A 10,391-nucleotide genomic window follows, 5' to 3' on the forward strand; every position below is an offset into this window, starting at 1 on the left:
CGGGCACGGCGATCTTGATCACGGTGAAACCGTGTTCCTTGCCGGCTTTTTCGGCGAAGGCCCATTCGGTCTGGAACCAGGGCTCTTCGGCCTGTTTGACCAGGAAGCCGATTTTTACTTCTTCAGCAGCCAGCAGCAGGCCGCTCAGGCTCATGGCCGACACCGCGACAGCGGCGCAGCACAGGGAACGCAAACCACGACGACGATTCATAGGGTGACTCCTTGTTGTTGTTTTTGAATGTTCGTTTTTAAGGTTTATCCGGCAAAGCGGTGACAGGGCTTGCCTGGCACGTCGACCTCCATGGCCAGCACCGCCCCATCCAGCGGATGGCCCAAGGGGCTGGCGGCACTGGTGATGTACAACGTGGTGAGATCCGGCCCGCCGAACACGCAACTGGTGGGGCGACTGACGGGCAGTTCGACGATACGGTCGACCTCCCCGGCAGGCGTCAGGCGCAGCAGGCAACTGCCGTCCCAACGGGCGTTCCAGATATAGCCGTCGGCGTCCATGGCCGAGCCGTCGGGCCCGCCGCGCGCATGCGGGCCGAACCACAGCTGCGCCGGCTCAAGCTGACCGTCCGCCTGGATGCCATGCCGATACAGCGTGGCGTCCAGGCTGTCGCCAAAATGCACCTGACGGCCGTCGTCGCTCCACAGCAAGGTGTTGGGAATGCCCAGCCCGCTCAGCAGCGGCGTGACCGTCGCATCGGCATCGATACGAAACAGCCCGCCGGAACGCCGGGTGATGGGCAGGTCCTCACCCTGCTCGCCGATGTTGTTCTGCATGGTGCCCAGCCACAGCCGGCCCTGGGCATCGCAGCGCGCTTCATTGCCACGGTTGCCCGCCTGCGGGTCGGCCACGCACAGCAGGGTCAGCGCCTCGGTGACCAGGTCCAGGCGATACACGCCACTGCTCAAGGTCACCAGCGCGTCGCCGCTTTCGCACGGGATAAACGCCGAGACGTGCTCGGGCAATTGCCACACCTGCAGTTGCCCGCCCATCAGGCGCAGGGCCTGTTTGCCGGCGATATTCACCCAGTACAGCGCCTGGGTGGGCGCGTCCCAGAATGGCCCCTCGCCCAACTGCGCACGGTGCGGGGTAACGGCGATAAACGACATGACGCCTCCTGATCCGGGTTGTTTACAGCGCCTCGCGCGACGGCGTGCCGTCCACCAGCCGCTGGATACGCAGCGGGTTGGCATTCTTCAGCGCCTCGGGCAGCAGGCTGTCAGGGTAGTTCTGGAAACACACCGGGCGCAGGAAGCGGTCGATGGCCAGGGTGCCGACCGAGGTGCCACGGGCATCGGACGTCGCCGGGTACGGGCCACCGTGCACCATCGAATCGCACACCTCCACGCCGGTCGGATAGCCGTTGAGCAGGATGCGCCCGACTTTCTGTTCCAGCAGGGGCGTGAGCTCGGCGAACTGTTGCAGGTCAGCCGGCTCGCCGATCACCGTCGCCGTCAGTTGACCGTGCAGGCCGTGCAGGGCGGCGCTGAGTTGTGCCTGGTCGGCCACTTCGACGAACACCGTGGTGGGACCGAACACTTCTTCCTGCAGGACTTCATCGCCGTCGATCAGCAACTGCGCATCGGCCTTGAACAACTGCGGTTGAGCTTGATTGCCAGCCTGCGCGGTGCCTGCCAGATGCTGGATGCCCGGGTGTGCGAAAAGTTTTTCCAGGCCCTTGCCGTAGCTGCCCAGGGTGCCGGCATTGAGCATGGTTTGCGCCGGTTGTTCACCGATCAACTGCGCCACCTGCCGAGTGAATGCGGTAAAGGCCGGCGACGCAATGCCGATCACCAGGCCCGGGTTGGTGCAGAACTGGCCGCACCCCTGCACCACCGAGGCGGTCAGGTCGCGGGCGACGGTTTCGGCGCGGGCTGCGAGGGCCTGGGGCAGCACGATTATCGGGTTGATGCTCGACATCTCGGCAAACACCGGGATCGGTTGCGCACGCGCCGCCGCCATGTCGCACAGTGCGCGGCCACCCTTGAGCGAACCGGTAAAGCCCACGGCCTGGATCGCCGGGTGCTTGACCAGGGCTTCGCCGACGCCACCGCCGAAGATCATATTGAACACACCGGCCGGCATCTCGGTGGCCTCGGCCGCACGGATGATCGCGTTGGCCACCTGCTCGGCCGTGGCCATGTGGCCGCTATGGGCCTTGAACACCACCGGGCAACCGGCCGCCAGCGCTGCGGCGGTGTCGCCGCCGGCGGTGGAGAATGCCAGTGGGAAGTTGCTTGCCCCGAACACCGCGACCGGGCCGAGGCCGATGCGGTATTGGCGCAGGTCCGGACGCGGCATGGGCTGGCGGTCCGGCAGTGCCTTGTCGATACGCGCACCGTAGAAATCACCTCGGCGCAGCACGGTGGCGAACAGGCGCATCTGGCCGCTGGTACGCCCGCGCTCGCCCTTGATACGCGCGGCCGGCAGTGCGGTTTCGCGGCATACCAGTTCAATGAAGTTGTCGCTCAACCCGTCCAGCTCGTCGGCGATGGCATCGAGAAACTGCGCACGGCGCGCGGCGCTCAAGGCACGGTAAGCCGGGTAAGCCTGGGCGGCGGCCAGGGCGGCGGCGTCGACCTCTTCGGGGGTGGCCTGGTAGAAATCCTGGGGCAAGGCCTCGCCGGTGGTCGCGTCGACGCTGTGCAGCTTGACGCTGCCGTTGGCGCTGCGCTGGCCGCCGATGTAATTGTGGCCGAGGAACTGGGTCATGGTGAGGTCTCCTTTAAAGGGTGATGACGTTGCCGGGTTCGAATGCCGCGGCACTGCTGCCGACACGGTTGACCAGCGGCGCGCCGAATTCGGCCTGGCTGATCTCGAACACATCGCCGGCCTGGGTACGTATACCGTCGGCGAATGACAGCGTGGCGGTGCCGAAGAAATGAATGTGCACGTCGCCGGGCTTGAGGAACTGGCGGTACTTGAAGTGGTGGTATTCGAGGTTTTCCAGGCTGTGGCACATATTGGCCTCACCGCTGAGGAATTCGTTCCGCCAGATTTCTTCGCCGTCGCGCAGGATGCGGCTGGTGCCGGCCAGGTGCTGGGGCAGCTCGCCCACGCGCAACTCCGGGCCGTAGCTGCAACTGCGCAGTTTGGAATGGGCCAGGTAGAGGTAGTTCTTGCGCTCCATGATGTGGTCGGAGAACTCGTTGCCCACCGCAAACCCCAGGCGATACGGCTTGCTGTCGGGGCCGATGACGTACAGGCCGCCGATCTCCGGTTCTTCACCGGCGTCTTCGGCGAACGGCGGCACCGGGAAGGCCTCGCCCGGGCGCACCACGGTGCTGCCGTCGCCCTTGTAGAACCACTCTGGCTGCACGCCCGCCTGACCGGCTGCGGGTTTGCCGCCCTCCACGCCCCATTTGAAGATGCGCATGGTGTCGGTCATCGCGCCTTCGTCGCCGGCCTGCTGGTGCATCTTGTCGCGCGCCGAGGCGCTGCCCAGGTGGGTCAGGCCGGTGCCGCTGATCAGCATATGCGCCGGGTCCGGGTGGTCCAGCGGCGGCAGGATCTTCAGGTCGGCGAGCAGCGCCGGGTAATCATGGCGGTCACCCAGGCCCAGGCGCTCGACGTACTGCGCCAGGCCCACGCCTGCGTCGATGGCCGCCAGGGCCAATTCGCGCACGCTGTGGGCGCCCTGCACTTCACGCAACGTGTCGCCATCGACAACACCGACGCGACGCTCACCGTTGCGCAATTCGAACTGGACTAAACGCATATCTGTTCTCCTGAGTTAAGTACGTGTGGCGCCACGGGCGCTGGCGGCGAACTGGTCGGCAGGCAGTACATGCCGGCGCTCGAGCAGACGATAGACCACCAGGGTCAGCACCAGCCCGAACAGCATCACCGCAGACAAAAAATACAGGCCCGACGCCAGATTACCGGTGTATTCCTTCAGCGCGCCGATCACGAACGGGCCGATGTAGCCACCGAGGTTGCCCACCGAGTTGATCAGCGCAATGCCCGCCGCCGCACTGGCGCCGGCAAAGAACCGCCCCGGCAAGGTCCAGAAGACTGCCGTGCAGGAAAACATCGCGAATGCCGCCAGGCACAGCGCGGCCATCTGCAGCACCGGCGCATTCAGCCAGGCGCTGAAGAACAGGCCGATGGCGCCCAGCACATAAAGCACAGCGAGGTGGCCGTAGCGATCATTCAAACGGTCGGAACTGCGCGGAATCAGCAGCAGGCCGATGATGCCGAACAGATAGGGCACGGCTGAGATGAAACCGGTGGTGAGGTCGCTGCCGCCGAACTGCTTGATCAGGGTCGGCAGCCACAGGCCCAGGCCGTAGATGCTCAAGGTCACCGGCAGATAGAACAGCGCCAGCAGCAACACGCGCGTGTCCTTGAGGGCGTGCAGCGGGTTGCCGTGACGGGTCTGGCCGTAGGCTTGCAGGTCTTTGTGCAGTTCGCCGCTGAGCCAGGCTTTTTCGTCCTCGCTCATCCACTTGACCTGGTGCGGGCCATCCGGCAGGTAGCGCAGCACCGGCCAGGTGAGCAGGATCGCCGGGGTGCCGATCACGATGAACAGCCATTGCCAGCCGTGCAGGCCGAGAATGCCGTCCATGCCGAGCAGGCCGCCGGACACGGGGCCGGTGATCATCATCGCAATGGGCTGGGACAGGATGAACAGCCCGAGGATCTTGCCGCGATGGCGCACCGGGAACCACTGGGTGATGTAATAGAGCACCCCGGGAAAGAACCCCGCCTCCGCCGCGCCGAGCAGAAAGCGCATCACATAGAAGCTGTGCGGGCCTTGCACGAAGGCCATGCCGATGGTGATGACGCCCCAGGTGATCATGATCCGCGCGAACCAGCGCCGCGCGCCGAAGCGGTCGAGCATCAGGTTGCTGGGAATCTCGAACAGGAAGTAGCCAATGAAGAACAGCCCGGCGCCCAGGCCGTAGGCCGCGTCGCCGATACCCACGTCGGCGCCCATGTGCAGCTTGGCGAAGCCCACGGCGGAACGGTCCACGTAGGCAATCAGGTACAGCAGGATCAGGAAGGGAATCAGTTTCAGCGTAATGCGCTGAACAAGCCGCAGTTCCTGGCTCATGGGGGTCGATCTCCGATTGTTGTTCTTATAGAAGCTCGGGGACGCCTCTGACGAAAAAACGCCAGGGTCATACCTCAATTCAAGCTGACTATATAGTAGGACTATTTACAAAACAACACTTCCAAAGCTGCGAATTTGCGCTTATGTTTAGCCGAAGATAGAACATATAGTCATACAATAAGAGAATCGATCATGTCTGATAAAACGCCCGGCCTACGCTCCGCCCAGTGGTTTGGTACTGCCGACAAAAACGGCTTCATGTACCGCAGCTGGATGAAGAATCAGGGCATTGCCGACCATCAGTTCCATGGCAAGCCGATCATCGGTATCTGCAATACCTGGTCGGAGCTGACCCCGTGCAACGCGCATTTCCGCCAGATTGCCGAGCATGTCAAACGCGGCGTGATCGAGGCCGGTGGTTTCCCGGTGGAGTTTCCGGTGTTCTCCAATGGCGAATCCAACCTGCGCCCCACCGCCATGCTCACGCGCAACCTGGCGAGCATGGACGTGGAAGAAGCGATTCGCGGCAACCCGATTGACGGCGTGGTGCTGCTGACCGGTTGCGACAAGACCACCCCGGCGCTGTTGATGGGCGCCGCCAGTTGTGACGTGCCGGCCATCGTGGTCACCGGCGGGCCGATGCTCAACGGCAAGCACAAGGGTCAGGACATCGGCTCGGGCACCGTGGTGTGGCAGCTCAGTGAACAGGTCAAGGCCGGCACCATTACCCTGGATGATTTCCTCGCGGCCGAAGCCGGCATGTCGCGCTCGGCGGGCACCTGCAACACCATGGGCACCGCCTCGACCATGGCTTGCATGGCTGAGGCGCTGGGCACTTCACTGCCGCACAACGCGGCGATTCCGGCGGTGGATGCGCGACGTTATGTGCTGGCGCACATGTCCGGCATGCGCGCGGTGGAGATGGTGCGCGAAGACTTGCGGCTGTCGAAGATCCTCACCAAGGAAGCGTTTGAAAACGCAATTCGCGTGAACGCGGCCATCGGCGGTTCGACCAACGCGGTGATTCACTTGAAGGCCATTGCCGGGCGCATCGGTGTGGAGCTTGACCTCGACGACTGGACCCGCATCGGTCGGGGCATGCCGACCATCGTCGACCTGCAGCCGTCGGGGCGCTTCCTGATGGAAGAGTTCTACTACGCCGGCGGCCTGCCGGCGGTGCTGCGCCGGCTGGGTGAAGCCAATCTGATCCCGCACCCGAACGCGCTCACCGTCAACGGCAAGTCCCTGGGCGAAAACACCAAGGACTCGCCGATCTACGGCCAGGACGAAGTGATCCGTACCCTCGACAACCCGATCCGCGCCGACGGCGGCATTTGCGTGCTGCGGGGTAACCTGGCGCCGCTGGGTGCGGTGCTCAAGCCCTCGGCGGCGAGTGCCGAGTTGATGCAGCATCGCGGCCGCGCGGTGGTGTTCGAGAACTTCGACATGTACAAGGCGCGCATCAACGACCCGGACCTGGACGTGGATGCCAACTCGATTCTGGTCATGAAGAACTGCGGGCCCAAGGGTTATCCGGGCATGGCGGAAGTGGGCAACATGGGCCTGCCGGCCAAGCTGCTGGCCCAGGGCGTGACGGACATGGTGCGTATTTCCGACGCACGCATGAGCGGCACCGCGTACGGCACGGTGGTGTTGCACGTGGCCCCTGAAGCCGCTGCGGGCGGGCCGCTGGCCACGGTGCAGGAAGGTGACTGGATCGAACTGGACTGCGCCAATGGCCGCCTGCACCTGGACATCTCCGACGCCGAGCTGGCAGCGCGCATGGCTGACCTCAAGCCTGTGCAGAACCTGATCGTCGGCGGCTATCGCCAGCTGTACATCGACCATGTATTGCAGGCGGACCAGGGCTGCGACTTCGACTTTCTGGTGGGTTGCCGCGGCGCGGAAGTCCCACGGCATTCCCATTAATCGGGATGCTATGATGCGCCGAATCTAAGCCAGAGCCTGCCTGTCGTTATGGATCACCAGCCGCCCAAGCCGCGCAAAAGCATGCATGCCCAGATCGTTCAGGACTTGGGCATGCACATCGTTTCCGGTCGCTTCAAGCCCGAAGAGCGGCTGCCCATGGAAGCCACGCTGTGCGAGGAATACAAGGTCAGCCGTTCGGTCCTGCGTGAGGCCACCCGGGTGCTGAGCGCCAAGGGTCTGGTGTATTCCAAGCCCCGGGTGGGCGCGGTGGTGCGACCCCGGCTGAAGTGGCACCTGCTCGACCCGGACGTGCTGTCCTGGTTGATGCAGTCCACGCCCCACAGTGAGTTCTTCAACACACTGGCTGGCGTGCGGCGCATCCTCGAACCGGAAATCGCCGCGATGGCCGCGACCACTGCCACCGACGAAGACATCGCCGGCATAGAGCAGGCCTACCAGGGCATGGAAACCGCGAAAACCCACGAGCAGCTGTTGCAGGCCGACCTGGACTTTCACCGCGCCATCGCCGACGCCACGCGCAACGACCTGCTCGCCTACATGTGCAACATGCTGTCGCTGCCGTTGCGCGAATCGATCAACATCACCAACCGCCGTCCGGATATCCAGGGCCTGAGCCTGCCCCGGCACAAGGCGATCCTCACCGCAATCCAGAACCGCGACGCCCTGGGCGCACGGCATGCCTCGCTGGTGCAGCTGGATGACACCCGTGTGGCGCTGGATACGGTGATGAACGTGTTGACGCCGCTTTAGACTGGCTCCCGGCCCTGTGGGAACAGGGTTGTGGCGAGCAGGCTTGTCCTGCGTTGGGCTGCGCAGCGGCCCCAAGACCACACTGTGCAGTATCAGGTACACCGTGTTTTCCCTGATTGGGGGCGCTTCGCACCCCAACGCGGGGCAAGCCCGCTCGCCACAGCAAGCCTACCTGCCACAGCAAGCCCGTTCGTCATAGGGATAGCTCAGGGTCAGAGGGTGTAGGAGATCCCCACCTGCACGGTGCGCGGTTCACCCGGATACGCATAGAAGTTCAGGAACGAGCCTTCTTCATACTCCTTGTTGAACAGGTTCTTCACGTCCAGGTTCAGCCTGACCTTTTCGTTGACCTTGTAGTAACCAAGCAGGTCGACCACGGTGTAGGAGCCCATGGTGAACGTCGAGTTGCTGGTCTGCCCGGCGCGCTCGGCGACGTATTTGCCGCCTGCGCCCAGCCCCAGCCCCTTGAGCGTGCCGTCCTGGAACTCATACACGTTGAGCAGGCTGAAGCTGTTGCGCGGGATGTTGGCCAGGCGCGTGCCGGTGCGCACCGTGGTGTCCTTGGTAACGGCGGCATCCACGTAGGCATAGCCGCCGATCACCCGCCATTCCGGCGTCAGGTTGCCGGCCACGTTGAGGTCGAACCCGCGACTGCGCACCTGGCCCGTCGCAACGTTGAAGGCTGAGTCGAGCGGGTCGGTGCCCTGCACGTTTTTCTTCTCGATCTGGTAGATCGCCGCGTCAACGCTCAACTGCTCCAGCGCCTCCCACTTGAGCCCCATCTCATAGGACTTGCCCTGCTCCGGATCGAACCCGCCACCCAGGCGGCTGGCTCCGGTGTTGGGTTTGAACGAACGCGCGGCATCGGCGTACAGGGCTACGGTGTCGGTCAGGTCATACAGGATGCCGACCCGTGGGGTGACGGCGTTGTCGGCCGCGTCCCAGGGTTTCACGCCCGGCACATAGGACGTGTACTGATGCTCGAAACGCTCGAAGCGCGCACCGGCCAACACACGCAGGCGTTCGGTCAACGCCACCTGGTCCTGGACGAAGACGGCGTAGGTCTTGAGGTTTTCCTTGTCGTGGGTGGGGGTGCGGGTCAGCGCTGGACGCGGCTGGCCGTAGACCGGGTTGAAGATGTCGATGGGGAACGCACCCGTCGCCGCACTGGAACGCTGGATGATCGACTTGTAGTCGTAGTCTTCGTACTCGACACCGGTCAGCAGCGTGTGCTCGAAACCGCCGGCGGAGAAGTGCCCGGTCAGGTTGAGCTGGTAGTCCTGGTCGGTCCATTCCAGCTTGCGGTAGTTGAAGTTGCGTTGCAGGGTGCGGCCGTCGGCGCCCAGGCTGGAGGGGTTGTTCGCCTCGACGCCGTCGCCCTTCATGGTGCCGTCCAGCCACTGGACACCGCCGCCGAGGGTCCAGTTGTCGTTGAGCATGTGCTCGAAACGCAGCTGGGCCATGTTGTTGTCGTTGTGCAGGTCACCGGCGTACTTTTCGCCCCAGAAGGTGTCGCGCGAGGGCGTGCTGCGCTGGTTGGCGAAGCGCGTCAGACCCCGATCCAGCGGGTGATTGTTGCGGATGAAGTCGCCTTCGAAGATCACCTTGGTCGCGTCGTTGGCCTGCCAGGTCAGCACCGGGGCCACGCCGTAGCGTTCGGTGGATACGTGGTCGCGGAAAGTGTCGCCGCCCTCGCCCACCACGTTCAGGCGATAGGCCAGGCGGCCTTCTTCATCCAGCGGGCCGGACGCATCGAGGGTGCCGCGCTTCATGCCCTGGTCATCGAGCTGGCTGCCAAGGGTGACGGTGCGCTCGGCCAAGGGTTGCTTGGAGACCACGTTGAAGGTGCCGCCGGGATCGCCGCGGCCGTAGAGCATGGTCGCCGGCCCACGCAGTACTTCCAGGCGTTCGATGGTGTTGGCGTCCGGCATGGCCGGGTAGCCACGGTTGATCGGGAAACCGTTGCGGTAGAACTCGGCAGTGGTAAAGCCGCGCACGGTGAAGCTGGTGAGGCCCTGACCGCCAAAGTTGTTCGCCCGACCCACACCGCCGGCATAGTCAAGGGCTTCCTGCAGGCGCGTGGCGCCGATGTCTTCGACCACATCCTTGGGCACCACGCTGATGGACTGCGGGGTTTCATGAATCGAGGTGTCGGTACGCGTCGCACTGGCCGAGCGGGTGGCGCGGTAGCCCTTGACCGGCCCCTGCGCGGTTTCGTAGTCGGCCGCGCCGGTCACGTTGGTGGCTTGCAGCTCGATACTGGCCTTGTCGGCGGGAGCATCTTCTGCCCAGGTGAACGGAGAAAACGCCTGAAGCACACAGATGGAAATCAGGGTACGACGCATGGATAACGAACCTAGTAAAGAGCCAGATGGGACGGCATCCCTGCCAATTTCGAGGCGCATGGTATATCAATGCATTCTCGTTTGACATGCATTCTCATTTGTTATTTTTCTTGTGTCCACTTTGTATCAAAGGTTCTACCAAACAAAATCCACGATCGAGTAGGAGGCGGGATTACTCCCGCCGTCCTCTCACACCACCGTACGTACGGTTCCGTATACGGCGGTTCAGGCTATGCGGTTGAGTCGGTTTATCGTATCCAGTATCGAGACCAGCCCGAGT

General features: G+C 63.8%; 7 protein-coding genes and 1 pseudogene. 2 read left to right on the forward strand and 6 right to left on the reverse strand.

Going from position 1 to position 10,391, the window contains the following annotated elements; genetic code table 11:
• The 5 genes and pseudogenes from LUB09_RS23745 to LUB09_RS23765 all read right to left on the reverse strand — a co-directional run.
• Positions 1-211: pseudogene (locus LUB09_RS23745) on the reverse strand (arabinose ABC transporter substrate-binding protein); the annotation flags it as partial.
• A gap of 44 nt (positions 212-255) precedes the next feature.
• The gene (locus tag LUB09_RS23750) at positions 256-1,119 is read right to left on the reverse strand and encodes an SMP-30/gluconolactonase/LRE family protein (RefSeq protein ID WP_209981370.1); all 864 of its coding nucleotides are present in this window, start codon (positions 1,117-1,119) and stop codon (positions 256-258) included.
• 22 nt (positions 1,120-1,141) lie between these two features.
• Positions 1,142-2,722: an aldehyde dehydrogenase (NADP(+)) gene (locus LUB09_RS23755; RefSeq protein WP_231423847.1), complete on the reverse strand. Its 1,581-nt coding sequence runs from the start codon at positions 2,720-2,722 to the stop codon at positions 1,142-1,144.
• 13 nt (positions 2,723-2,735) lie between these two features.
• Positions 2,736-3,728 (reverse strand): AraD1 family protein, encoded by a 993-nt coding sequence (gene araD1 / locus LUB09_RS23760; RefSeq protein WP_231423848.1) that lies wholly within the window; start codon positions 3,726-3,728, stop codon positions 2,736-2,738.
• A 15-nt stretch (positions 3,729-3,743) separates the two neighbouring features.
• Positions 3,744-5,066, reverse strand: coding sequence for an MFS transporter (locus LUB09_RS23765; RefSeq protein WP_231423849.1), 1,323 nt, complete (start codon positions 5,064-5,066; stop codon positions 3,744-3,746).
• Between the two features lie 192 nt (positions 5,067-5,258).
• Here LUB09_RS23765 and LUB09_RS23770 point away from each other — a divergent pair, with 192 nt between their 5' ends.
• Positions 5,259-6,995, forward strand: coding sequence for an IlvD/Edd family dehydratase (locus tag LUB09_RS23770; protein WP_209981362.1), 1,737 nt, complete (start codon positions 5,259-5,261; stop codon positions 6,993-6,995).
• 48 nt (positions 6,996-7,043) lie between these two features.
• The gene (locus LUB09_RS23775) at positions 7,044-7,766 is read left to right on the forward strand and encodes a FadR/GntR family transcriptional regulator (RefSeq protein WP_209981361.1); all 723 of its coding nucleotides are present in this window, start codon (positions 7,044-7,046) and stop codon (positions 7,764-7,766) included.
• Between the two features lie 212 nt (positions 7,767-7,978).
• Here the strand turns inward: LUB09_RS23775 and LUB09_RS23780 are convergent, their stop codons facing one another.
• Positions 7,979-10,111 (reverse strand): TonB-dependent siderophore receptor, encoded by a 2,133-nt coding sequence (locus tag LUB09_RS23780; RefSeq protein ID WP_231423850.1) that lies wholly within the window; start codon positions 10,109-10,111, stop codon positions 7,979-7,981.
• Between the last annotated feature and the right edge of the window lie 280 nt (positions 10,112-10,391).

It is taken from the genome of Pseudomonas sp. Leaf59, from assembly GCF_920984685.1.
In the GTDB taxonomy this organism is placed as follows: domain Bacteria; phylum Pseudomonadota; class Gammaproteobacteria; order Pseudomonadales; family Pseudomonadaceae; genus Aquipseudomonas.